This window comes from Streptomyces sp. NPDC040432, from assembly GCF_055595445.1.
The window spans coordinates 174,708-196,962 of the sequence record NZ_JBVIVP010000011.1 but is presented as its reverse complement, the minus strand read 5'-3'; the positions used below and the strand labels follow the sequence as shown (position 1 = coordinate 196,962).

The 22,255-nt window shown below is 72.7% G+C and carries 20 protein-coding genes and 3 tRNA genes; 10 read left to right on the top strand and 13 right to left on the bottom strand.

Annotation, left to right across the window (positions count from 1 at the left end; translation table 11 throughout):
- Positions 1 to 74 precede the first annotated feature (74 nt).
- Complete coding sequence (gene purF, locus ACZ58N_RS23320; protein WP_319189761.1) at positions 75 to 1,592, bottom strand: amidophosphoribosyltransferase; 1,518 nt, start codon at positions 1,590 to 1,592, stop codon at positions 75 to 77.
- A 193-nt stretch (positions 1,593 to 1,785) separates the two neighbouring features.
- Between purF and ACZ58N_RS23315 the strand changes: the two genes are divergently transcribed.
- Together ACZ58N_RS23315 and ACZ58N_RS23310 are read left to right on the top strand one after the other, a co-directional pair.
- Positions 1,786 to 1,881: a putative leader peptide gene (locus ACZ58N_RS23315; RefSeq protein ID WP_471163025.1), complete on the top strand. Its 96-nt coding sequence runs from the start codon at positions 1,786 to 1,788 to the stop codon at positions 1,879 to 1,881.
- A gap of 187 nt (positions 1,882 to 2,068) precedes the next feature.
- Positions 2,069 to 3,493, top strand: coding sequence for a sulfatase-like hydrolase/transferase (locus tag ACZ58N_RS23310; RefSeq protein WP_471163022.1), 1,425 nt, complete (start codon positions 2,069 to 2,071; stop codon positions 3,491 to 3,493).
- A 24-nt stretch (positions 3,494 to 3,517) separates the two neighbouring features.
- On the opposite strand, the gene ACZ58N_RS23305 is transcribed toward ACZ58N_RS23310, so the two are convergent.
- The 8 genes from ACZ58N_RS23305 to purS form a co-directional block, all read right to left on the bottom strand.
- Positions 3,518 to 4,309 carry an META domain-containing protein gene (locus ACZ58N_RS23305; RefSeq protein WP_471163020.1) on the bottom strand — a complete coding sequence of 264 codons (792 nt, stop codon included), beginning with the start codon at positions 4,307 to 4,309 and terminating at the stop codon, positions 3,518 to 3,520.
- 47 nt (positions 4,310 to 4,356) lie between these two features.
- Positions 4,357 to 5,148 (bottom strand): maleylpyruvate isomerase family mycothiol-dependent enzyme, encoded by a 792-nt coding sequence (locus ACZ58N_RS23300; RefSeq protein WP_471163017.1) that lies wholly within the window; start codon positions 5,146 to 5,148, stop codon positions 4,357 to 4,359.
- A 54-nt stretch (positions 5,149 to 5,202) separates the two neighbouring features.
- Complete coding sequence (locus ACZ58N_RS23295) at positions 5,203 to 6,456, bottom strand: hypothetical protein (RefSeq protein ID WP_471163015.1); 1,254 nt, start codon at positions 6,454 to 6,456, stop codon at positions 5,203 to 5,205.
- A 57-nt stretch (positions 6,457 to 6,513) separates the two neighbouring features.
- The gene (locus tag ACZ58N_RS23290) at positions 6,514 to 7,347 is read right to left on the bottom strand and encodes a M23 family metallopeptidase (protein WP_471163117.1); all 834 of its coding nucleotides are present in this window, start codon (positions 7,345 to 7,347) and stop codon (positions 6,514 to 6,516) included.
- Between the two features lie 13 nt (positions 7,348 to 7,360).
- Positions 7,361 to 7,879, bottom strand: coding sequence for an ArsR/SmtB family transcription factor (locus ACZ58N_RS23285; RefSeq protein ID WP_471163012.1), 519 nt, complete (start codon positions 7,877 to 7,879; stop codon positions 7,361 to 7,363).
- Positions 7,880 to 8,004: 125 nt separating this feature from the next.
- Positions 8,005 to 10,254 carry a phosphoribosylformylglycinamidine synthase subunit PurL gene (purL, locus tag ACZ58N_RS23280; protein WP_471163009.1) on the bottom strand — a complete coding sequence of 750 codons (2,250 nt, stop codon included), beginning with the start codon at positions 10,252 to 10,254 and terminating at the stop codon, positions 8,005 to 8,007.
- The gene (gene purQ / locus ACZ58N_RS23275; protein WP_471163006.1) at positions 10,251 to 10,931 is read right to left on the bottom strand and encodes a phosphoribosylformylglycinamidine synthase subunit PurQ; all 681 of its coding nucleotides are present in this window, start codon (positions 10,929 to 10,931) and stop codon (positions 10,251 to 10,253) included. The genes purL and purQ overlap by 4 nt, the downstream gene beginning before the upstream one ends.
- Before the next feature lie 2 nt (positions 10,932 to 10,933).
- Complete coding sequence (purS, locus tag ACZ58N_RS23270) at positions 10,934 to 11,194, bottom strand: phosphoribosylformylglycinamidine synthase subunit PurS (RefSeq protein WP_281208689.1); 261 nt, start codon at positions 11,192 to 11,194, stop codon at positions 10,934 to 10,936.
- A gap of 326 nt (positions 11,195 to 11,520) precedes the next feature.
- On the opposite strand from purS, the gene ACZ58N_RS23265 reads away from it, so the two are divergent.
- The 8 genes from ACZ58N_RS23265 (at position 11,521) to ACZ58N_RS23230 (ending at position 16,024) form a co-directional block, all read left to right on the top strand.
- Positions 11,521 to 11,838 carry a histone-like nucleoid-structuring protein Lsr2 gene (locus ACZ58N_RS23265; protein ID WP_388891686.1) on the top strand — a complete coding sequence of 106 codons (318 nt, stop codon included), beginning with the start codon at positions 11,521 to 11,523 and terminating at the stop codon, positions 11,836 to 11,838.
- A gap of 86 nt (positions 11,839 to 11,924) precedes the next feature.
- A tRNA-Gly gene (locus ACZ58N_RS23260) sits at positions 11,925 to 11,996 on the top strand.
- Positions 11,997 to 12,074: 78 nt separating this feature from the next.
- Positions 12,075 to 12,147: transfer RNA gene (locus tag ACZ58N_RS23255), tRNA-Gly, on the top strand.
- 177 nt (positions 12,148 to 12,324) lie between these two features.
- Complete coding sequence (locus ACZ58N_RS23250; protein WP_471163001.1) at positions 12,325 to 13,299, top strand: ABC transporter ATP-binding protein; 975 nt, start codon at positions 12,325 to 12,327, stop codon at positions 13,297 to 13,299.
- Entirely contained in the window at positions 13,296 to 14,057 is a 762-nt protein-coding gene (locus ACZ58N_RS23245) for an ABC transporter permease (RefSeq protein WP_471162998.1), read from the top strand. The genes ACZ58N_RS23250 and ACZ58N_RS23245 overlap by 4 nt, the downstream gene beginning before the upstream one ends.
- Positions 14,058 to 14,086: 29 nt before the next feature.
- On the top strand, positions 14,087 to 15,319 hold the full coding sequence (locus ACZ58N_RS23240; RefSeq protein WP_471162995.1) for a sensor histidine kinase: 1,233 nt from the start codon (positions 14,087 to 14,089) through the stop codon (positions 15,317 to 15,319).
- Entirely contained in the window at positions 15,316 to 15,927 is a 612-nt protein-coding gene (locus ACZ58N_RS23235) for a response regulator (RefSeq protein WP_471162992.1), read from the top strand. Before ACZ58N_RS23240 ends, ACZ58N_RS23235 begins: the two co-directional genes overlap by 4 nt.
- A 24-nt stretch (positions 15,928 to 15,951) precedes the next feature.
- A tRNA-Gly gene (locus ACZ58N_RS23230) sits at positions 15,952 to 16,024 on the top strand.
- 45 nt (positions 16,025 to 16,069) lie between these two features.
- Here ACZ58N_RS23230 and ACZ58N_RS23225 read toward each other — a convergent pair.
- The 4 genes from ACZ58N_RS23225 to purD form a co-directional block, all read right to left on the bottom strand.
- Positions 16,070 to 16,972, bottom strand: coding sequence for a phosphoribosylaminoimidazolesuccinocarboxamide synthase (locus tag ACZ58N_RS23225; RefSeq protein WP_471162989.1), 903 nt, complete (start codon positions 16,970 to 16,972; stop codon positions 16,070 to 16,072).
- An 86-nt stretch (positions 16,973 to 17,058) separates the two neighbouring features.
- Positions 17,059 to 18,534 carry a N,N-dimethylformamidase beta subunit family domain-containing protein gene (locus ACZ58N_RS23220; RefSeq protein WP_471162986.1) on the bottom strand — a complete coding sequence of 492 codons (1,476 nt, stop codon included), beginning with the start codon at positions 18,532 to 18,534 and terminating at the stop codon, positions 17,059 to 17,061.
- A 305-nt stretch (positions 18,535 to 18,839) separates the two neighbouring features.
- Positions 18,840 to 20,702 carry a M48 family metalloprotease gene (locus tag ACZ58N_RS23215; RefSeq protein ID WP_471162983.1) on the bottom strand — a complete coding sequence of 621 codons (1,863 nt, stop codon included), beginning with the start codon at positions 20,700 to 20,702 and terminating at the stop codon, positions 18,840 to 18,842.
- Between the two features lie 288 nt (positions 20,703 to 20,990).
- A complete protein-coding gene (purD, locus tag ACZ58N_RS23210; RefSeq protein ID WP_471162980.1) occupies positions 20,991 to 22,244 on the bottom strand; it encodes a phosphoribosylamine--glycine ligase in 1,254 nt (417 codons plus the stop codon).
- Between the last annotated feature and the right edge of the window lie 11 nt (positions 22,245 to 22,255).

Sequence of the window (22,255 nt, the reverse complement as noted above, 5' to 3'; positions counted from 1 at the left end):
GTGGTGCAGGGCCCTGGGAGAAGCTTGAAAGACAGGGCCCCGCGCAGGTTGAGCGGGGCGCGCGGGGGATCCGGCTACGGGCGGCGCAGCGCGTCGGCGGCGTCCGTGCCGCCGGCGAGCTCGGTCTCCAGGAGCTGCTTGCCCAGGAGCTGCGGGTCGGGCAGCTCCATCGGGTACTCGCCGTCGAAGCAGGCCCGGCAGAGGTTGGGCTTCTGGATGGTCGTCGCCTCGATCATCGTGTCGAGCGCGATGTACGAGAGCGAGTCCGCGCCCATCGACGTGGCGATCTCGTCGACCGTCATGCCGTTGGCGATCAGCTCGGCCCGGGTGGCGAAGTCGATGCCGAAGAAGCACGGCCACTTCACCGGCGGCGAGGAGATCCGGATGTGGACCTCGGCCGCGCCGGCCTCGCGGAGCATCTTCACGAGGGCGCGCTGGGTGTTGCCGCGGACGATCGAGTCGTCGACGACCACCAGGCGCTTGCCCCGGATGACTTCCTTGAGGGGGTTGAGCTTCAGACGGATGCCGAGCTGGCGGATCGTCTGCGAGGGCTGGATGAAGGTCCGGCCGACGTAGGCGTTCTTGACGAGGCCGACTCCGAACGGGATCCCGCTGGCCTCGGCGTAGCCGACGGCGGCGGGCGTGCCCGATTCCGGTGTGGCTATCACCAGGTCGGCCTCGACGGGGGCCTCCTTGGCGAGGCGCCGGCCCATCTCGACGCGCGAGAGGTAGACGTTCCGGCCCGCGATGTCGGTGTCCGGGCGCGCCAGGTAGACGTACTCGAAGACACAGCCCTTGGGCTTCGCTTCCGCGAAGCGCGAGGTGCGCAGGCCGTTCTCGTCGATCGCGATGAGCTCGCCCGGCTCGACCTCGCGGACGAAGCTGGCGCCGCAGATGTCGAGGGCGGCGGTCTCGCTCGCGACCACCCAGCCGCGCTCCAGGCGGCCGAGGACCAGCGGGCGGATGCCCTGCGGGTCACGGGCGGTGTAGAGGGTTCCCTCGTCCATGAAGACGAGGGAGAAGGCGCCCTTGACCTGGGGGAGGACCTTGGTGGCCGACTCCTCGATGGTCAGCGGCCGGCCGTCCTCGTCGGTCTGCCCCGCGAGCAGGGCGGTGACGAGGTCGGTGTCGTTGGTGGCCGCCACCTGGGTGGCGCGGCCGTCCTGACGGGGAAGGTCGGCGACCATCTCGGCAAGCTCGGCGGTGTTCACCAGGTTGCCGTTGTGACCCAGGGCGATGGAGCCGTGGGCGGTCGCGCGGAAGGTCGGCTGGGCGTTCTCCCAGACGGAGGCTCCGGTGGTCGAGTAGCGGGCGTGACCGACCGCGATATGACCTTGGAGCGAGCCGAGAGAGGTTTCGTCGAAGACTTGGGAAACGAGGCCCATGTCCTTGAAGACGAGGATCTGGGAACCGTTGCTCACAGCGATTCCCGCGGACTCTTGTCCGCGGTGCTGCAGTGCATACAGTCCGAAGTAGGTGAGCTTGGCGACCTCTTCACCCGGAGCCCAGACACCGAAGACGCCGCAAGCGTCCTGGGGGCCCTTCTCACCGGGGAGCAGGTCGTGGTTGAGTCGTCCATCACCACGAGGCACGGCTCCGAGTGTAGGCGAGATCGACCACCGGTCCGAATTGAGGACCTCCCGGAAAAGTCACAGTGCGGACAGTCGGGTAACCCCTGCGGAGGGTGACCGCGAAACGGGCCTCGGCGGGGGCCGCGGGGGCCGTCTCGGCATCCGGAATGCCCTGGTTGACAGGTGCCTGTGGGTTCGTACAAAGTTCCGACCCATGCAGCCTTTCGGTGACCGCTCCGTCACCCTCGTCGAGCGCCGGCACGTGGACCTGGTCCGTGTCGCGAGCGCCATCTGTCCCCGCTGCGCGTAGGCACCCCCGCGCGCCGCGTGGCGCGCGTTCCTTCCTTCCGGCTCTTTCCGTCGCACCGAACGGTGTTGTGACGTTCCGCGCCGGCCCCTCCCGCTCTTCCCCTCGCTCCGATCGAGCCCGCCCCGTCGTGCCGTGCGCCGTCCCGCGCCGCCCCGGGTGGGTCGGTCAGCCCTGCCTTGGAGTACTTGTGAGTTCCTACGAATCGAAGCTGTCCCGACGTGCCTTCGGAGGCGCGGTCGGGGTGACCGCCGCCGTCGCCGCGGTGGGGCTGGGCGCCGGCTCGGCGGCGGCCGCCGGGGCCCAGCACGCCGGGCCCGAGGAGCAGGAGTTCCGGGCCGCCCGGGGGCGGCATTCGAAGCGTCCGAACGTCCTGTTCATCCTGGGTGACGACCTCGGCTGGTCGGACCTGTCCTCGTACGGTTCGCCGCACATCAGGACCCCGAACCTGGACCGCCTCGCCCGCCAGGGCGTCCGTTTCACGGACGCCTACTCGGGCTCCGCGACCTGCTCGCCGACCCGCTTCAGCCTGTACACCGGGCGCTACCCGGCCCGTACGAAGGGCGGTCTGGCGGAGCCGATCGCCGACAAGTCGGTGGGCCTGGAGCCGACGCACCCGACGCTGGCCTCGCTGCTGAAGGACGCGGGCTACGCCACCGCGCTGATCGGCAAGTGGCACGCGGGTTACCTGCCGGACCACAGCCCGACCCGGTCCGGCTGGGACGAGTTCTTCGGGAACTTCGGCGGGGCCCTGGAGTACTACTCGAAGCTGGGCCTGGGCGGCGAGTACGACCTGTACGAGGGCGACGCCGAGTACAAGGACCTGCGGTACTACACGAAGGTCCTCACCGAGCGGGCGAGCGAGTACGTCTCCCGCGACCACCACGGCAAGCCGTGGCTGCTGAACCTCAACTTCACCACCCCGCACTGGCCGTGGATCGCCGAGGGGGACACGAAGGAGAGCGCCGAGATCGTCCGGCGGATCAAGGCGGGCGACGGCCGGGCGCTGTGGCACCAGGACGGCGGCTCGGTCGAGAAGTACAAGCAGCTGGTGGAGGACCTGGACCGGTCGATCGGTGAGGTGCTCAAGGCGCTGAGGCGTTCGGGGCAGGAGGACAACACGGTGGTCGTGTTCTCCAGTGACAACGGTGGGGAGCGGTTCTCCTACAACTGGCCGCTGTCGGGCAACAAGGCCTCGCTCCAGGAGGGCGGGATCCGGGTGCCGAACATCCTGCGCTGGCCGGCCCGGGTGGACGGCGGCCAGGTCAGCCATGTCCCGGTGTTCAGCCCGGACTGGACGGCGACGCTGCTGGAGCTGGCCGGAACGCGTCCGCACCGCGCGTACCCGTTGGACGGGGTGAGCCTGGCCGGGTACCTGCTGCGCGGCGAGAAGCCGGCCGAGCGGGACATCTTCTGGCGGGTGCGCGGGGAGCGGGCGCTGCGGCGCGGCGACTGGAAGTACTACCGGGGCAAGTCGGGCCGGGACCAGCTGTTCAACCTGGCCGGGGACATCAGGGAGCAGGCCGACAAGGCGGCCGTGGACCCGGCTCGGCTGGCCGAGCTGCGGGCCGCCTGGGAGCGGACGGACGCGGGCCTGCTGCCCTACCCGGCCTGAGCCGTCGGGCGGGGCGACCGGCCGTCACTCGACGGCCGTGACCGCCTTGGCGCCGAGGCCCTTGCCGTCCGGGGCGGTCAGCGTCAGGGACGTGCCCTGGACCTTCCACGAGAGCGGGCCGCTGCCGAACAGCGCGGTCAGGGCCCGCTCGACCTCTCCGGTCGGTCCCTCGCAGGCCATCCGGGTCGCGGTGAGCGGCCCGAAGGTGAGCGCGGGGCCGGCGACGGTGGTGGGCGCGCTGAACCGGTTGCAGCCGAGGTTGCCGCTCGCGGCGCCGTCGGCGGCGAGGGTGAACCGGGCCCGGCCCGCCGCCTCGGGGGCGAGGGAGGACACGCTCTCCCCGTCGATCAGGGAGTCGACGGTCCAGTGGGTCGCGACGAGCGGGGCGTCGGGGACCGGTGGCTTGGAGCTCATGGCGATGGTGCTCCCGTCGGTGGTCCTCAGGGTCAGCCGTTCGGGGCCGCGGTCGAGGGTGAGGCGGCCCGTGAGCAGTTTCGCGAAGGCCGTCTCGAACTCCATGTTCTCGCAGGCCATCGTGGTGCTGACGCCGGGCGTCAGGACCAGGGTGGTGGCGCCCTCGCGGGCGACCCGGGCGGTGAAGCCGTTGCAGCCGTAGTTGCCGGTGGCCTCGTCGGGGCCGAGGTCGACGCGGGCGGCGGCGGGGGCGTGGAGGGTCCGGCCGCCGGTGGTCAGGGACTCGACGGCCCAGGAGCCCGTGGGATCGGGGAGCGGGTCGGACCCGCTCCGCGTGGACTGGCCGCAGGCGGCGAGGCCGAGGAGGGCCAGACCGGTCGTGAGGTGCCTGAGGGTACGCATGCTGCTGTGACGGGCCGGGTGGCCGGACGGTTCCCCCGGCTCCTCCGTCAGCGCATCAGCGGCAGCAGGGCCGACAGGTCGGCGCGTTCCCCGCTCGCGGTGACCCGGGCGGAGTCCAGGGCCTCGGCCCAGCCGGTGCGTCCCGTGGCGAGCCGGATCCAGGTGAGCGGGTCGGTCTCGACCACGTTGGGCGGGGTGCCGCGGGTGTGGCGGGGGCCCTCGACGCACTGGACCACGGCGAACGGCGGGATCCGTACCTCCACCGACCCGCCGGGCGCCTTGACCGCGAGGGCGTCGGCGAGCAGCCGGGTGCAGGCGGCCAGCGCCTGCCGGTCGAGGGGCACGTCCAGCCCGGTGGCCCGGTTCAGGTCGTCGGTGTGCACGACCAGTTCGACGGTCCGGGTGACGAGGAAGTCGGCGAGGGTCATGTCGCCGATCCACAGGTCGAGCACCCTGCTGCCCGCGTTGCGTTCGAGCTCCGCGGCCAGCCGGGCGGCGGCCCGCTCGTACAGCTCGGGCAGCGGGGCGCCGTCCAGGGTCTCGCGGGCGGCCTCGGAGATCTTCCCGGCGAGCGAGGCGGTGGCGAAGGGCCATTCGACGGCCGGGAGTTCGGCGACGGCGGCGGGCGGGCGGGCCAGGCCGGCCGCGAGCGAGTCGGCGATCCACGCGACGTGGGCGGCGAGGTCCGCCACGGTCCAGGCGCCGAGCGCGGTGGGGCGTGCGAGCTGCTCCGGTGTGAGGCCCCGTACGGCCTCGGCGACGTGCCCGAACTGCGTGGTGACGGCCGTACGGATCCTCGCGGGGTCGTACGTGCGCGGCTTCTTCTTCCCAGGCGGCATGGGCCGACCCTACTCGGGGGCCCGGTCCCCGGGCCGGGAGGCGACCGCCGGACGTCAGTCGCCGCCGCAGCCCCCGCCGCAGCTGCTGCCGCAACTGCTCCCGCAGCCGCCGGAGGAGCCGCAGCTCCCCGAGGACGAGGACGCCGAGGACGAGCGCTCCTCCCGGCGGCGTTCGGCCAGGTCCTCCCGCCGCTGGGCCCAGGAGGTGCCGGCCGGGGTCCACGGGCGCAGGGCGGGGCGGCGGAACGGCATGAGGGGGGCGGCGGTGAACCTGGTGACGATGTGGCCGTCGTGGGTGTTGACCGCGAACTCCAGGACCACTTCGGCGCCTTCGCGGGGCACGCCGTACATGAGCGCCTCGTACGGTTCGGCGAACGGGTCGATGTCGTGGTGGTCGGCGCGCAGCCGCTCCTGGGGCCCGCCCACGAGGATCCGGCCGGGGCGGGAGGAGTAGCTGTCGTCGAAGCGGTTGCGGAAGGCGACCAGCGGCGGGGCGGCGGGGGTCCGGGCGTCCGCGAGGATCCAGGCGCTGTCCATGGAGCGGCGGACGCCGACGCGCAGTACGGGCTGCCCGCCGTAGTGGAGCCGACGGGCGGCGCCGCCGGCCGTGATGCCGCGGCCGAGCAACGGGGTGCCGGGGACGAGCAGCAGCAGGGCGAGGACCTGCTGGCCGGTGGCGTCGTACGGGTGGCCCGCGGGCGCGTTCAGGTCCTGGGCGAGGCCCGTCAGGAGCAGGGCCGCGGCGAGCGCGCAGAGCGGGGCGCCGGTCAGGAGCAGCGTACGGCCGCGGACGCGGTGCGTGTGGGGAAGGGCGTCCGGGAGGGGGATGCGGGCCTCCCCGGCCGCTTCCAGGATCAGGGCCCGCTGGATCCTGCGGGAGCGAAGGCGCAGGACGGCGCCGGTGAGCGCCAGGAGCGCGATGCCGATGATCAGTCCGGCCCCGACCCGGCCGGCTGTGTCGTCCGCGGCGAGTTCACCGAGGACGAGGCACGCGTCCAGGGCGACCAGGGGCGCGGCGACGGCGGTCGCGACCGGCAGGAACCGGTACCAGGCGGGGAGCGCCAGCAGCAGGACGGCCGCCGGGTAGCCGCCCCATTCGGTGCCGACGGAGGTGTCCTCGGGAGTGTTCCAGGCGAGCAGGACGACCGCGCACAGCACGAGGGGCAGGAGGATCCAGCCTCCCGCGACGGGACCGAGGACGGCGGGGACGCGGGCCGCGCGCCAGCGTTCGGCGTCGGCGGCCTTCCATTCGGGGGCGCCGCCCGCGGGTATCGCCGCGGGCGGCAGGTACTTGACGATGTCACTCACGGCGTCAGTATGCGGAAGCCGCCCGTGGGCGGTGGTGCCCGTCGTGCCACGGAATCGCTACGGCCGGATCGCGCGTCCGGTTCCGGCGTCGAAGGTCTCGCCGCCGGCCGGGACGCCGACGCCGCGCCAGGTGAAGGGCAGGCCCCGGGCGGTGTCCGGGTCGGGGCCGTCCATCAGCTGGAAGTGCAGGTGCGGTTCCGTGGAGTTGCCGGAGTTGCCGCACTCCGCGAGGAAGTCGCCGGCGGTGACGCGGTCCCCCGCGCGGACGGCGGGGGTGCCCCGGCGCAGGTGGGCGTAGACGGCGTACCGGCCCTCCCCTAGGTCGAGGACCACGTGGTTGCCGAAGACGCAGCCGGCGCCGGCCAGGTCGCGGACGCCCCCGGCGATCAGCATCTGGTGGAGCGCGGCGGGCCAGGAGTTGCGGCTCGCGTGGTCGCGCCAGCGGTCGCTCACCCGCACGACGGTCGCGTCGGCCACGGCGAACAACGGGGCGCCGAAGGCCGGGAAGTCGGCGGCGGGCCGGACCAGCGGCCAGAACGCGGCGAACGCGGGCCGCGCACGGCCCGAACCGGGCTCCGGTTCGGCGACGACGTCGATCGCGCAGGCCTGGCCCATGCGGTGCGTGCCGTGGCTGGGGACCTTGTCGGCCGGGCTGTTGAGGGCGCTCCACCGGCCGCGCACCGGCGGGTCGAGCTCGATCGGCGGCTCGGCGGTGCGGGGGTTGCGGGCCGCCAGCACTCCGGTCGCGAGCTGGAGGACCACTCCGCCCGCCACGCAGGCCAGGAACCAGGCCGTTCCGAAGGGCAGTCCGACCGTGAGGTCCAGCGCGATCATGGCGAACGCGAGGACCAGTAGCAGTCGGTAGAGCACGTACAACACCTTGGCCATCATGGGTGTGGTCACCTCAACCGATCGCGGCGGACAGCAGGACGAGGAGCGGGACCACCCGGCCGGCGGGGACCTCGTGGCGGCCCCGGCCGGTGGGGTGCAGCCAGCCGGCCGCGGTCAGCTGGCGCAGGTGGTGGTAGACCTGCCCGCTGGTGCCGACCCCGTCGAGGGCGGTCAGTTCGGCCGCCGTGCGCCGCCCGGCGAGGATCTCGCGGAGCAGGCGCAACCGGACCGGGTTGCCGAGGGCGGCGAGGGAGTCGGCGGTGCGTCCGGCGTCGGCCCCGGGGTCGAGGACCTCCTCGGTGACGGCGGCCTGCTGCCATTCGTAGCGTTCCCCGGTGGGCAGGGTGACGGCTCCCGTGAAGAGCACCCCGCCCGCCGCGGCGGCGTCCCCGGCCTCGGCGAGGCGGGTCTTCCAGCCCTCCAGCGCCCAGAAGTCCCCGCCGGTGGGGGCGGGTTCGGGGCGGGCGTCACCCCGCGCCTCCAGAGTGGCCAGCCGGCGTTCCAGTGCGGCGACGCGGTCTTCGAGCTCCATGCTCCGAAATTACGTGATTACGTAACTCCATACAAGAGGGTGGCGTCGACGGCCGCCGAACACGCGCGAGCCCCCGCCCGGAAAGCGTCCGGACGGGGGCTCGTACGTGGAGCGGGCGGGCGGGATCAGGCGAGCAGCGCCGGGATCGTCGCCTCGTGGGCCTCGCGAAGCTCGGCCAGGGGGAGCGTGAACTCGCCCTGCACCTCGATCGCGTCGCCGTCGACCACGCCGATGCGGGCGGCCGGCAGGCCCCGCGCGCCGCACATGTCGGTGAACCGGAGCTCCTCGCTGCGCGGGACCGCCACGATGGCACGGCCCGCGGACTCGGAGAACAGGAAGGTGAACGCGTCCAGGTCTTCGGGGACCACGATCCGCGCACCGTTGCCGCCGCGCAGGCAGGACTCGGTGAGCGCCTGGATGACGCCGCCGTCGGACAGGTCGTGAGCGGCGTCGACCATGCCGTCGCGCGAGGCGGAGATCAGGATCTCGCCGAGCAGCTTCTCGCGACCCAGGTCCACCTTGGGCGGCAGGCCGCCGAGGTGGTCGTGGACGACCTGCGACCAGGCCGAGCCGCCGAACTCCTCGGCGGTGTCACCGAGCAGGTACAGCAGCTGACCGGCCTCCGCGAACGCCATCGGCGTCCGGCGGTTGACGTCGTCGATCACACCGAGGACCGCCACGACCGGGGTCGGGTGGATCGCGGTCTCACCCGTCTGGTTGTAGAGGGAGACGTTGCCGCCGGTCACCGGGGTGCCCAACTCCAGGCAACCGTCCGCGAGACCGCGGGTGGCCTCGGCGAACTGCCACATGACGTCCGGGTCCTCGGGCGAACCGAAGTTCAGGCAGTCGGAGATCGCGAGGGGCTTCGCGCCGGTCGCGGCGACGTTGCGGTACGCCTCGGCCAGCGCCAACTGCGCACCCGTGTAGGGGTCGAGCTTGGCGAAGCGGCCGTTGCCGTCGGTGGCCATGGCCACGCCGAGGTTGGTCTCCTCGTCGATGCGGACCATGCCCGCGTCCTCGGGCTGCGAGAGCACCGTGTTGCCCTGCACGAACCGGTCGTACTGGTCGGTGATCCAGGACTTCGAGGCCTGGTTCGGGGACGACACCAGCGCCAGGACCTGCGCGCGGAGCTCCTCGGAGGTCTGCGGACGGGGCAGCTTGCCCGCGTCGTCGGCCTGGAGGGCGTCCTGCCAGGAGGGGCGCGCGTACGGGCGGTGGTACGTCGGGCCCTCGTGGGCGACGGTGCCCGGGGGCACGTCCACGATGAGCTCGCCGTGCCAGTAGATCTCCAGCTGCTCGCCCTCGGTCACCTCACCGATGACGGTGGCGATGACGTCCCACTTCTCGCAGATCTCCATGAAGCGGTCGACGTGCTGCGGCTCGACGATCGCGCACATGCGCTCCTGCGACTCGCTCATGAGGATTTCCTCGGGCGAGAGCGTCGCGTCGCGCAGCGGGACGGTGTCCAGCTCGACCCGCATGCCGCCGGAACCGGCGGAGGCGAGCTCGGACGTGGCGCAGGATAGCCCGGCGCCGCCGAGGTCCTGGATGCCCGCGACCAGCTTCTCCTTGAAGATCTCCAGGGTGCACTCGATGAGGAGCTTCTCCTGGAAGGGGTCGCCGACCTGGACGGCGGGGCGCTTGGTCGGCTTGGTGTCGTCGAAGGTCTCGGACGCGAGGACCGAGACGCCGCCGATGCCGTCGCCGCCCGTGCGGGCGCCGTAGAGGATGACCTTGTTGCCCGGGCCGGAGGCCTTGGCGAGGTGGATGTCCTCGTGCTTCATCACGCCGATGCAGCCGGCGTTGACCAGCGGGTTGCCCTGGTAGCAGGCGTCGAAGACGACCTCGCCGCCGATGTTCGGCAGGCCCAGGCAGTTGCCGTAGCCGCCGATGCCGGCGACGACGCCCGGCAGGACGCGCTTGGTGTCGGGGTGGTCGGCCGCGCCGAAGCGCAGCGGGTCCACGACCGCGACCGGGCGGGCGCCCATCGCGAGGATGTCGCGGACGATGCCGCCGATGCCGGTGGCCGCGCCCTGGTAGGGCTCGATGTACGAGGGGTGGTTGTGCGACTCGACCTTGAAGGTGACCGCGTAGCCCTGGCCGACGTCGACGACGCCCGCGTTCTCGCCGATGCCGACGAGCATGGCGTCGTTCTGCGGGACCTTCTCGCCGAACTGCTTCAGGTGGACCTTGCTGCTCTTGTACGAGCAGTGCTCGGACCACATGACGGAGTACATGGCGAGCTCGGCGCCCGTGGGGCGGCGGCCGAGGATCTCGCGGATGCGCGCGTACTCGTCCTCCTTGAGGCCGAGCTCCTTCCAGGGCTGCGCGGCGTCCGGGGTGCCGGTGGCGTTCTTGACGGTATCGAGGCTCATGCGCTGACCAGCTTCTTCAGGACCGACGTGAAGAACGGGAGGCCGTCGGTGCGGCCCGTCCCGATCAGCGGCTCCACCGCGTGCTCGGGGTGCGGCATGAGGCCGACGACGTTGCCCGCGGCGTTGGTGATGCCCGCGATGTCGCGCAGCGAGCCGTTCGGGTTCACGTCGACGTACCGGAAGGCCACGCGACCTTCGGCCTCCAGTTCGTCGAGCGTGCGCTCGTCGGCGGTGTAGCGGCCGTCCATGTTCTTGAGCGGGACGGAGATCTCCTGGCCGGCGGTGTAGTCGCCGGTCCACGCGGTCCCCGTGTTCTCCACCCGCAGCTTCTGGTCGCGGCAGATGAAGTGGAGGTGGTTGTTGCGGAGCATCGCCCCCGGCAGCAGGTGGGCCTCGGTGAGGACCTGGAAGCCGTTGCAGATGCCGAGGACGGGCATGCCGCCCCTGGCCTGCTCGATGATGGTCTCCATGACCGGCGAGAAGCGGGAGATGGCCCCGGCGCGCAGGTAGTCCCCGTAGGAGAAGCCGCCCGCGAGGACGACCGCGTCGACCTGGTGCAGGTCCTTGTCGCGGTGCCAGAGCGAGACCGGCTCGGCCCCCGCGAGGCGGACGGCGCGCAGCGAGTCACGGTCGTCGAGCGTTCCGGGGAACGTGACGACTCCGATGCGAGTGGTCACCGTCAGGCCTCGACCTTCACGGTCTCGACGCGGACGGTGAAGTCTTCGATGACGGTGTTGGCGAGGAAGGTTTCGGCCATCTTGTGGATGCGGTCGAGGGCGGCCCGGTCGACCGGTCCCTCCACCTCCAGTTCGAAGCGCTTCCCCTGGCGGACGTCGGCGATCCCGTCGAAGCCCAGACGCGGCAGTGCACGCTGCACCGCCTGGCCCTGGGGGTCGAGGATCTCCGGCTTGAGCATGACGTCGACTACGACGCGTGCCACTGGCACTCCCGTGTGGTGGTTGGTGCGAAGGCGGTTCCATCAGCGTACCCGGCCAAAATTTCTACGCGGGTAGATATCGGATGCCCCCGATGATCACGCCGTTTCGGCTTCACCAACGCTTCGCAAAATCCACCGGAAAACCACGCCCCCGGCATTGCGGCGGGACACGCGGGGAGAATTAACTGGGCTTCGCTATTCAATGAGAATCACGGTACAAAGGAATCAGCCGGGATTCCGGCGGTTTGATGCATTCCACCGAAACATCCACACACGCGACATCGCCGCACGTCAGCGGGGAATGACCGCGCACGAAGGGACCGATATCCGTGGCGCAGCGCGTAGTAGTCACGCTCTCCGACGACCTCGACGGCGGGGAAGCGGCGGAAACGGTCGTGTTCGCTCTGGACGGTAAGTCGTACGAGATCGACCTCAATGCGGCCAACGCAAAGAAACTGCGGAAGGGCCTGGCCCCCTTCGTGGCCGCCGGCCGCCGCCAGTCGCGTTCCGGGAAGGTGTTCCGTCACACGGCCGTCGCCCCGGATCCGGCGGTCGTCCGGGCCTGGGCCCGCGCGAACCAGCACGACGTGCCGCCCCGCGGACGCATCCCCAAGCGCGTCTACGAGGCGTACAACGCAGCCCACTGAGGGCTGATTTGCCAAGCACCCCCATCGATCGGCTAGTGTGTGGATCACGCCGAGGGGCCAGCCGAAAGGCCGGAACCCGAAGTCGTGCGGGTGTAGTTCAGTAGCAGAACACCCCCCTTCCAGGGGGGAGGCGCAGTGTGCGATCCCTGTCACCCGCTCTGCACGCTTTACCGACCACGGTTGTGGATCAGGTAGAGTGATGCTCGCAGCCCACGGCATTCATGTCGTGCAAGCATGCGGACGTAGCTCAGTTGGTAGAGCACCACCTTGCCAAGGTGGATGTCGCGCGTTCGAGTCGCGTCGTCCGCTCAGCGAACGAAGGCCCCGATCATCGATCGGGGCCTTCGTCGTGTGCGCGCCGCGTTCTCCCCCGGCCTCGTCCCGTGCCGGTGCCCCGTGGTGCGGATCACTCCCGATGACAAATGTCATCGGGAGCCGTGACAGCCCGCACTGACCGGCCCGGCCGACCGCCGCGAGGCTGGGTACATGACCGACACAGTGATCCAGGCAGAGGGACTGCGCCGCGGCTACGCCGGCGGGTTCGAGGCGGTACGGGGCGTCTCCTTCTCGGTGGCCCGCGGCGAGATCTTCGCGCTGCTCGGCACCAACGGGGCCGGCAAGACCTCCACGGTGGAACTGCTGGAGGGGCTGGCCGCGCCGACCGGCGGGCAGGTCCGCGTCTTCGGCCTGGACCCGTACACCCGGCGCGGCGAGGTCCGCCCGCGGACCGGCGTCATGCTCCAGGAGGGCGGCTTCCCCTCGGACCTCTCGGTCGCCGAGACCGTCCGGATGTGGAGCGGGGTCACCTCGGGCGCCCGGCCCGCGGCGGAGGTGCTGGAGCTGGTCGGGATGGGCGCGCGGGCCTCCGTACGGGTCAAGCAGTTGTCCGGCGGCGAGCGGCGGCGGCTCGACCTGGCGCTGGCCCTGCTCGGGCGGCCCGAGGTGCTGTTCCTGGACGAGCCCACCACCGGCATGGACCCCGAGGGGCGCCGGGACACCTGGGCCCTCGTACGGGAACTGCGGGCGCGGGGCACCACGGTGCTGCTGACCACGCACTACCTGGAGGAGGCCGAGGCCCTCGCGGACCGGCTGGCGATCCTGCACGAGGGGGAACTCGTCCTGACCGGGACCCCCGCCGAGGTGACCGCGACCCGGCCCTCCCGGATCCGCTTCACCCTGCCGGACGGCGTGCCCGCCGGGCGGCTCCCGCTCGGGCTGCGGGCGGCGGCGGACGGCCGGCACGTGGAGATCCGCACCGACCGGCTCCAAGGGGCGCTCGGCGAACTGCTGCGCTGGGCGCACGACTCCGAGGTGGAACTGATCGGGCTCGACGCCCGCTCCGCCTCCCTGGAGGAGGCCTTCCTGGACATCGCGCGGGACCGGCGCGGAGCCGGTGCGGAGACCACCGGCACCAACGGCAGCGGTAACAGCGACGACGACGTGATGGCGGGGACCCGATGAACGCGCTCACCCTGAACCCCGGCCGGCTGACGGCGCTCGGTCGATCCGAACTGACGCTGCTCGTGCGCAACCGGGCAGCCCTCAGCATGGCCCTGCTCATGCCGGTGATGATGGTGTTCGTCCTGCGGACGACACTGAGCGCGGACACCGTGGGCCAGGTCGCCGAGGCCACGCTGACGGGCGGCATCGGCATGGTGCTCGTGCTCGTCGTCTACATGAACCTGGTCTCCGCCTACGTCGCCCGCCGCGAGGAACTGGTCCTGAAGCGGCTGCGCACCGGTGAGGCCCGCGACCTGGAGATCCTCACCGGGACCGCGCTGCCCGCCGCCGTCATCGCCCTCGTGCAGGTCACCGCCCTCGCCCTGGCCGGGGCGGCGCTGCTCGACGCACCCGCGCCGGAGAACCCGCTGCTGCTGGTCGCCGCCGTCCTCGCCGCGCTGCCGCTGCTCGCCGGGATGGCGGCCGCCACCAGCGCCTTCACCCGCAACGTCGAGACCGCGGGCATCACCACCCTGCCGCTGCTCCTGCTGACGGCGCTCGGCTCCGGACTGTTCATCCCGCTGGACTCCCTGCCCGACGCCGTGGCCTCGGTCTGCGAACTCCTCCCGCTCAGCGGGGTGATGGCCCTCGTGCGGGCCGGTTGGGGCGGTGGCGCGGCGGGCGGGGAGCTCCTGACCGCCACGGCCGTCACGGTGGCCTGGATCATGGTGACGGTGTTTGCTGTCCAGCGGTGGTTCCGCTGGGAACCGCGCCGCTGACGCGGAGGACCGGGGGACGTGGGAACGACGTGTCGAAACTGACCGGATGGTGGAAGAACCGCAGCAGCGCGGCGAAGGTCGAGCTGTACACGCGCTGGTCGTTCCACTTCTTCATGGTGATCCAGGCCTTCGCGGTGATCATGGGGATCGCCCCGCAGGGCGGAGGAAGCGTCACCGCGGCGCTGGTGGTACCCCTGGCGGCGCAGGTCGCCCTGTGCGGACTGCTGTCCTCGCGCTCGCTGGACTGGGCGCTGGGCCGCCGGGAGCGCCCCGTGCGGGTCGCGGTGGGGCTGGTGGCGGTCACGGCCGCGATCTGCGTGGCCCTGATGGTCCTGCGGTCCGCCGGGATGGTCACCCACGAGAACGTCACCCCCACCATCGTGATCAACACCATGGCCTTCGCCTCGGGTGCGCTGACGTTGATGCTGGACAAGGTCCGCCACATGCTGCTCCCCGCTCCGATCGGCGCGGTCGCCGTGGCCGGCATGGCCCTCGCGACCGGGCAGCCCGCGCTGGACTCCTTCGGGTTCGCGGTCGGCTTCCTGATCGTCAGCCTGTTGCTGACCTTCACCTGCGGGTTCTCCCGGTGGTTGCTGAAGACCGTCTACGAGCTGGACCACGCCCGGGAGCTCCAGGCCCAGCTGGCGGTCGCCGAGGAGCGGCTGCGGTTCGGGCGGGACCTGCACGACGTGATGGGCCGGAACCTGGCGGTGATCGCCCTGAAGAGCGAGCTCGCGGTGCAGTTGGCGCGGCGCGAGCGGCCGGAGGCGGTGGACCAGATGATCGAGGTGCAGCGGATCGCCCGCGAATCCCAGCGCGAGGTCCGCGACGTCGTGCGCGGCTACCGGGAGGCGGACCTGGCGGTGGAGCTGGAGGGGGCCCGCGGGGTGCTGAGCGCGGCCGGCATGGACTGCCGCGTCGAGTTGGAGGCGCGGGGGCGGACGCTGCCGGGCGAGGTGCAGTCGGCGCTGGGCTGGGTCGTCCGCGAGGCGACCACGAACGTGCTGCGGCACGGGGACGCGCGCAGCTGCCTGATCCGGCTGACGGTGCCCGAGGGCTCCGGCCCGGTGACCCTGTTGGTGGAGAACGACGGGGCTCCCGACGCCCCGGCCGGGCCGCCCGGCTCCGGCCTCGCCGGGCTGCGGGAGCGGCTCGCGGCGGTGGACGGGACCCTACTGGCGGGACCGGCCGGCGGCGGCCTGTTCCGGCTGCTGGCCGAGGTTCCCGGTCGGCGGACGCAACGAGTGGAGGCGCGGGCGTGAACCCCGTACGAGTACTGCTGGCGGACGACGAGCACCTGATCCGGGGCGCGCTGGCCGCGCTGCTGGGCCTGGAGGACGACCTGGTGGTCGTCGCGGAGGCGGCCTCGGGACCGGAGGCGCTCGCCATGGCGCGGGCGCACCGGCCCGACGTGGCGGTCCTGGACCTCCAGATGCCGGGGGCGGACGGTGTGAGCGTGGCCACAACGCTGCGGGCCGAACTCCCCGACTGCAAGACCATGATCGTGACCAGTCACGGGCGGCCCGGGCACCTCAAGCGGGCCCTGGCCGCCGGCGTGCGGGCCTTCGCGCCGAAGACGGTGTCGGCGCAGCGGCTGGCCGAGCTGATCCGGACCGTGCACGGCGGAGGGCGTTACGTGGACCCGGAGTTGGCCGCGGACGCGATCAGCGCGGGGGATTCCCCGCTGACCGCCCGGGAGGCAGAGGTGCTGGAGTTCGCGGCGGACGGGGCGCCGATCGCGGAGATCGCGGAGCGTGCCTCGCTGTCGCAGGGGACGGTTCGGAACTACCTGTCCTCGGCGGCGACGAAGCTGGGGGCCGAGAACCGGCACACGGCAGTGCGTCTCGCGCGCGAGCGGGGTTGGGTATAGTTGTCCTCGCGCCACGGCGCACAGGCGGACATAGCTCAGTTGGTAGAGCACCACCTTGCCAAGGTGGATGTCGCGCGTTCGAGTCGCGTTGTCCGCTCAGCCGGCGAAGGCCCCGATCACCGATCGGGGCCTTCGTCGTTCCTCAGGTCCAGCTCTGGCCGGTGAGCCGCTCGTAGGCCTCGATGTACTTGGCGCGGGTCCGGTCGATGACGTCCTGCGGCAGTGCGGGCGGCGGGAGTTCGCCCTTGTGGTCCCAGCCGGAGGCCGGGGACTTCAGCCAGTCGCGGACGAACTGCTTGTCGAAGGACGGCTGCGCGCGGCCCGGCTCCCACTGGTCGGCGGGCCAGAAGCGGGAGGAGTCCGGGGTGAGGACCTCGTCGGCCGCCACCAGGGTGCCGTCGGCGTCGAAGCCGAACTCGAACTTGGTGTCCGCGAGGAGGATGCCGCGCTCGCGGGCGATGTCCCGGGCGCGCCCGTAGACGTCCAGGGTGGTCCGGCGCAGCAGCGCTGCGGTCTCGGGGCCGGTGGTGCGGGCGACCTCCTCGTAGGAGACGTTCTCGTCGTGCTCGCCGACCGCGGCCTTGGCGGCCGGGGTGAAGATCGGGGCGGGCAGCTCGGAGCCGTCGACGAGGCCCTCGGGGAGCGCGAGGCCGCAGACGGTGCGGGTCTGCTCGTACTCGACCAGGCCGGATCCGGTGAGGTAGCCGCGGGCCACGCACTCGACGGGGACCATGTCCAGGTTCTTGCAGATCAGGGTGCGGCCGGCCCAGTCGGCGGGGGCGCCCGCGGGCAGCTCGGTGCTGAGGACGTGGTTCGGGACGATGTCCGCGAGCCGGTCGAACCACCAGAGGGAGAGCCGGGTCAGGACGCGGCCCTTGTCCGGGATCTCGGTGGGCAGCACCCAGTCGAAGGCGGACATGCGGTCGCTGGCGACCATGACGAGCCGACCGTCCTCGTCGCGGTAGAGGTCGCGGACCTTGCCGGTGTGGAGGTGGACGAGGCCGGGCACCTGGACCGGCTCGGGCTTTTCGACGAATCCGGACACGGGGTCTCCCTGTGGTTCTGTACGAGCGCGTGGCCATTCTCCCGTACGGAGCCCCGTGCCCGGCCCCTGGGGGTGCGGCGGCCGGGTCAGTCGCGCTTGCAGATCCGGTCGAGGAGGTTGGCGGTGGCCCGCTGGACGCGCTCGTCGACGTGGCCGGGACGGTCCAGGGCCGGTGACCAGGCGAAGGTGCCGGAGGCGAAGACCAGGGCCCCGCTGGGCGCCCGGTAGAGGGAGGTCTCCTGATGGCGCTTGGCGCCTTCGGTGTCGAGGTAGGGGGAGTGCGCGAGCAGGATGCGGTCCCGGTGCTCGGGCAGTTGCGTGCGCGGGAAGTACCGGTCGGCCTCGCCCGCGACGAGGCCGTCGAGCTCGTCGTTCTCGGCGGCTCCCGTGGAGTCCCACAGCCAGTGCGTGGAGTTGCGGACGATCAGCGGCGCCGGCTCGGGCACGCGGCCCGCGTACTGGATGCCGAGCAGTTGCTGTTCGGGGCGGTCCACCTCGCGCCAGAGGCTGGGCCTGCCGGGACCCCGGCGCTTTCGGCAGGTGAGGAGCCGGTCGGCCACGCCGGAGGGGGAGGGGCCCAGCTCGACCTGCCAGTACATGGTGTTGGCGGAGAGGAAGACGAGGGAGGTGCCGTGGTCGCGGGCCCGCTCGACGGTGCGGCGCATGGGGGCCGACCAGTACTCGTCGTGGCCGGGGAAGACCAGGCCGCGGTAGCGGGTCGGGTCGATGCGGCCGGCGTGCAGGTCGCGGGTGTCGGCGTAGGCGAGGTCGTAGCCGTAGCGCTCGGCCCAGCGGATGAAGTCGTAGGCGTGGCCCACGTGCAGGGGCAGGCCGGCGCCCGCGTAGGGGCGGTCGAAGGAGACGGTGACGGCGGCGTCGCGCTCGCCGAGGAGCCTGCCCTCCTCGTCCCAGGCGTGGTAGAGGCTGGCGCCGGTGTGGCCGTCCTCGGGATAGAGGTTGTAGGCCTGCCAGGTGATGTCGGGCAGCAGGAGCAGGAGGTCGGCGGGGTGGTCGTCGCGGACCGTGAAGGGGATGTGCGAGCGGTAGCCGTCGGCGGTGGTGAGGACGGCGACGTAGGCCCCGACGGTCCAGTAGGACGGGACCTGCAGCCGCCACGACAGCCACCAGTGGTGGCAGGAGACCGTGCGGTCGGCGGTGAGCGGGGCCGGCTGGACGATGCCGGACAACCGCGGGCTCGTGGTGATCTTGAAGGCGCCGTCGCCGCCGTAGTGGCCGATCCGGTAGACGTCGACCGAGAACTGCTGGGGCGGGTCGACGGTGATGTGGAAGTCGATCGCCTCGCCGGGGGAGACGGCTCCGGTGGAGGCGAAGCCCTTGATCTGGCGGTGGACGTCATCGGCGGTACGGGGGCCGCCGGTGCGGGCGCGCGGGATCTGACCGGCGGCGACCGCCGGGTCGACGTACCAGGGGACGACCTGGCCGGTGTCGTCGTAGTAGAGCTCGCTGCCCCGGAACCAGGGCAGGGGGCCCTGTCCGAAGGGGTCGTTCACCGCGTGCGCGAGCGCACCTGACTCCCAACGCCGGATCTGGTCCGCACCCATTCCGCTCCCCTCCCTCGCTCCCCCGAACGCGTCTTCCTTCGCTTCGGTGCACGACAGCTTTCGGACACCTACCGCCACCGATCCCAGCACATCACATTACGCACGCACTCCGTCACCGTTCGTCGCGAATTGACGTGCCCGGAGCGGGAGTGGAAGGCCGGCCCCCGCTTCGGCCGGTCGGATTGCGGTGGTCGGGGCCACTTTCGGGGGGCCGTGGGGAGGGCCCCGGTCCAGTGGCGCGCGGCCCGTCGTGGCGGGATCCGGCCCGTGGCTGGAGGCGCGGGTCGGGTGTCGTCCCCCGGGCTTCAGACCAGGCGGACCGGCTTGTCCGGGCGGACGCCGAGTTCGGCGAGCCAATCCCGCAGGGGGCCGGGGTCGCCGTCCTCCACGAGGGACAGCACCCGGGGGGCGAGGTCGGAGCGGCGTTCACCGCCGACAAGCAGGACCGGGCCGTCCAGCCAGTCCATGCCCGGGCCGGCGCCGGCCGAGTCCACCGCGGCGCAGCACACCAATGCCGTGACGTGGTCGGCCAGCAGGTCCCGGCCGCTGCGCGGCGGCTGGAGCGGGAACAGCGGCACCGTGTCCGCGCCCCTGGCCTTGGCGGAGCCCTCGCGGCTGCCCGCCGCGTGCTCCTCGCGCGCGAGGTCGCCGCTGAGTCGCCCGGCGAGGGCTTCCGCGGCCAGGCAGTCGCCGCCGGGATCGGTCAGGTGCCCCAGGACCCGTTCGAGGGTGGGGCCGTCGAAGGCGTCCCCGGTCGGGGGCGGGGCGGCGGACGTGGTGGTGGGCCCCGACGGGACCGGGCCCTGCGCGCCGGGCGCCTGGGCGGATCCGGCCTGGGCCGAGGCCGAGGCGTACGCGGGCGGGGCTGCCGCCCCCGCGGCCACGCCCACGGAGCCGGTGGGGCTCATGGGGGCGCGGGAGACGTTCGGGCCGCGTGCCGGCAGCGGTTCGGCGGGCAGCGGTTCGGCGGAGTCCGGCGAGGGCGTGGCCGTCGGCGGGCCCGCGGGGACGGCCACGGCGTCCAGAGCGGTGTGCAGCCGCGCCGCCTCGGTACGCCACTTGCGGTCCACGACCTCCTCCGGGTACGCCGTCCAGTCCACCGGTGACCAGTCCGGACCGGCTTCGGCGGGGCCGCCGTGGAACAGTCGGGCGGCCAGCAGCGAGGTGGCCTCGTCGATCGCGCCGGGCTGCTCCAGCAGGTCGCACGCCGGCCGCTCGCCGAGGCGCGAGGTGAAGCCGTCGGCCAGCCGGTCCCGGCGGGACAGCTCGGTCAGGGCGGAGACCACCCCGGCGTCGAGGTGCGCCGGCCAGCGGCCCATCCGCCAGGCGGGCAGGGCGACACGGGTCAGCAGCCGGTCCCAGCCCGCGTAGGCGAGGCCGACCTGCTCCTGGGCGACGATGCGCAGCCCGTAGTCCACACCCTGGGCACGGTCGGAGGCGGCCGCGGCCACGCCGCGTTCCATCTCGGCGGCGTCCGTGCCGCACAGCCGCAGCAGCAGCCGGGCCGGAGCGGCGATCCAGCCCAGGCCGCGCCGACCGCCCACGTCCACGGCGGCGTCGAGCCCGCGGACGAAGCCGCGCGCGTCGGCTATGTCCGGGTGCGCGGAGGGACCCGTACCGGCGACGACCGGGGCGAGGACGGCGCGGAGTTCGGCAACGCGCATCCACCACAGGAACGGGGAGCCGATCACCAGCACGGGGGCCGCGCCCGGCTCCGACTCGGGCCCGGCGGATATGGCGCTCCGGCGGTGGGCCGGGTGCGTCCGGTCCTCCAGCCAGCTGTCGCAGTCCGGGGTGAGGGCTATGGCCGAGGGTGCGGGAACGTCCATCCGGTCGGCCAGATCGCGCACGAGCCGGTAGAGGTCGGGTGCGGCGGCCTCCGACAGGGGCACCGTCGGCGTCACGGCGGGGCCGGCGCGCAGCACCACCGCGGCGAAGGCCCCGCCCGCCAGCAGCACCAGCGCGGCGACCGCGCAGACGACCAGGGTCACCACGGGCCAGGGATCCCCGGCCAGCCGGCCCGTCATCCGGGCGCTCACCAGCACCACCGCGAGGGCGGCGGGCAGCAGCACGGCGGCCAGCGCCCTGCTGCGGACCCGCAGCACGGCGAGGGCCCGTGAACGCGCGGAGGGCGCGCCCACTTCTGCGATCGAACCGGTTCCGGACACGGCCGGACCTCACCCCCTTTGCCCTGCGGCGGCGTAGCTCACTCCCCCACTGTGACACCCGCCACCGACATCGCAATGCCGGTGGGCCATGTGCCGGAATGCTTGCGCCGCACCCTAGTTGGGGCACGGGCGAACGTCAGGCGGTCCGGGTGACGATCACCCGATGGAATGGCTTTGGGTAAAGGTGGGTGCGTTCGAACGCGGCTGGATGCAGTCGTACGCGGACATGCGCGCGGGCCCGCTGCGCACCACCTGCGCACCGGGCCCGCCTTGCCGCTCTCGTGCTGGTCAGCGGCCTTCGGCCGCCTTCGCGGCGATGTCCGTGCGGTGCTGTGATCCGTCGAGCCGGATGCGGGCGACGGCCTTATACGCCTTCTCCCGGGCCTGCGCCAGATCCGATCCGGTCGCCGTCACCGAGAGCACGCGACCGCCCGCGCTGACGACCGCGTCGCCCTGGCTCCGGGTACCGGCGTGCAGCACGTAGGCGTCGGGGCCGTCCTGCTCCGCCACCTCGGCCAGGCCCTCGATCGGGTCGCCGGTGCGCGGCGTCTCCGGGTAGTTGTGCGAGGCGATGACGACCGTGACGGCCGCCTCGTCGCTCCAGCTGAGGGGTTCCCCGGCGGCCAGGGTGCCGTTGGCGGCGTTCAGCAGGACGCCCGCCAGCGGGGTGCGGAGCCGGGCGAGCACCACCTGGGTCTCCGGGTCGCCGAAGCGCGCGTTGAACTCGATGACACGGGTGCCGCGGCCGGTGAGGGCGAGACCCGCGTAGAGCAGTCCGGAGAAGGGGGTGCCGCGGCGGCGGAGTTCGTCGACGGTGGGCTGGAGCACCAGCTCCATGACCTCGTCGACGAGCTTCGGGTCGGCCCACGGGAGCGGCGAGTACGCGCCCATGCCGCCGGTGTTGGGGCCCTCGTCGCCGTCGAGCGCGCGCTTGAAGTCCTGCGCGGGCTGGAGCGGCAGCACGGTGACGCCGTCGGTGATGGCGAACAGGGACACCTCGGGGCCGTCGAGGTACTCCTCGATGACGACGCGGTCGCAGGCCAGCGCGTGGGCGCGGGCGGCGGCCAGGTCGTCGGTGACGACGACGCCCTTGCCGGCGGCGAGGCCGTCGTCCTTGACGACGTACGGGGGACCGAAGGCGTCGAGGGCCTCGTCCACCTCCTCGGGGGTGGCGCAGACGTAGCTGCGCGCGGTCGGGACCCCGGCGGCGGCCATGACGTCCTTGGCGAAGGCCTTGGACCCCTCCAGCCGGGCCGCTGCCGCGGACGGGCCGAAGACGGGGATGCCGGCCCCGCGGACTGCGTCGCCGACGCCGGCGACCAGGGGGGCCTCCGGGCCGACGACGACCAGGTCGGCGCCGAGTTCGGTGGCGAGGAGGGCGACGGCGTCGCCGTCGAGGGCGTCGACCGGGCGCAGCTCCGCCACCTCGGCGATGCCGGCGTTGCCGGGAGCGCAGTACAGCGCGTTGACGTCGGGGTCGAGGGACAGAGAGCGGCACAGGGCATGTTCGCGGGCGCCGCCGCCGATGACGAGGACCTTCACGCCGCCCAGGG

Bases quoted from the DNA above. Each gene is read 5' to 3' on its own strand.
- ACZ58N_RS23290 (WP_471163117.1), bottom strand. From the start codon at position 7,347: ATGATGGCCAAGGTGTTGTACGTGCTCTACCGACTGCTACTGGTCCTC.
- ACZ58N_RS23250 (WP_471163001.1), top strand. From the start codon at position 12,325: ATGACCGACACAGTGATCCAGGCAGAGGGACTGCGCCGCGGCTACGCC.
- ACZ58N_RS23245 (WP_471162998.1), top strand. From the start codon at position 13,296: ATGAACGCGCTCACCCTGAACCCCGGCCGGCTGACGGCGCTCGGTCGA.
- ACZ58N_RS23315 (WP_471163025.1), top strand. From the start codon at position 1,786: ATGCAGCCTTTCGGTGACCGCTCCGTCACCCTCGTCGAGCGCCGGCAC.
- ACZ58N_RS23305 (WP_471163020.1), bottom strand. From the start codon at position 4,309: ATGCGTACCCTCAGGCACCTCACGACCGGTCTGGCCCTCCTCGGCCTC.
- ACZ58N_RS23285 (WP_471163012.1), bottom strand. From the start codon at position 7,879: ATGGAGCTCGAAGACCGCGTCGCCGCACTGGAACGCCGGCTGGCCACT.
- ACZ58N_RS23220 (WP_471162986.1), bottom strand. From the start codon at position 18,534: ATGGGTGCGGACCAGATCCGGCGTTGGGAGTCAGGTGCGCTCGCGCAC.
- purL (WP_471163009.1), bottom strand. From the start codon at position 10,254: ATGAGCCTCGATACCGTCAAGAACGCCACCGGCACCCCGGACGCCGCG.
- ACZ58N_RS23300 (WP_471163017.1), bottom strand. From the start codon at position 5,148: ATGCCGCCTGGGAAGAAGAAGCCGCGCACGTACGACCCCGCGAGGATC.